Origin of the sequence: Mesorhizobium sp. M4B.F.Ca.ET.089.01.1.1 (genome assembly GCF_004022605.1) — a bacterium.
GTDB lineage: Bacteria > Pseudomonadota > Alphaproteobacteria > Rhizobiales > Rhizobiaceae > Mesorhizobium > Mesorhizobium abyssinicae.
In genome coordinates this window covers 1-525 of sequence record NZ_RZOS01001298.1, presented here as the reverse complement: position 1 = coordinate 525, position 525 = coordinate 1, and the positions used below count along the sequence as shown (strand labels likewise).

Annotated in this window: 1 protein-coding gene; it reads right to left on the bottom strand. The window is 54.3% G+C overall.

Features of this window, described 5'->3' with window-relative positions; all coding sequences use genetic code 11:
• Positions 1–389, bottom strand: a 389-nt coding sequence (locus tag EN780_RS37250; protein ID WP_128276642.1) for a DUF3800 domain-containing protein, incomplete at its 3' end; no start/stop codon positions are given.
• Positions 390–525: the final 136 nt, after the last annotated feature.

Below are 525 nucleotides of genomic sequence, written 5' to 3'. Positions count from 1 at the left end.
CGGCAGAGCCAGGATAGGCGCTCGATAAGGTAGCGCGTCATATAAAAATAGAGCTGGTTCTTTTCGACGTAGATGTCAGGCGGGATGGGCTCTTTGGCCGCGACGACGCTAAGCGCTCGCAATGGTTTGCTGGCTATCGTCTGCACGGCTGCGAGCTTCTGCCCGTGGTGTAGCTTGGCGAAGTGCAATGTTCGGGATTGTCGTTCCGGCATCTTTGCATTGATCTCGTCACGCCAGCGAACCGCGTCTAAGGTGTGCGTCTGGCGAAAAAGGCAGGCAGAGATAATCAGCCATTTCGATGAGCCGCCAGCATTGCCGACTTGGCGAAACGGCTTATCTAGGCCGTCGTCGCCAGACTCATCGATGTATGCTACGTATGTGTGCGCCATTTATGGAGAGATTTATCATGGCAAAGGCTAAAGAGTCAGTGGCGCAAATAGAGAAGTTCCGCAAACTGGCGCGCGAAATCGAAACGGTCGATTCCGAAGAGCCGTTGAACGCGGCAATTAGGAAGGTGGCGAAGTC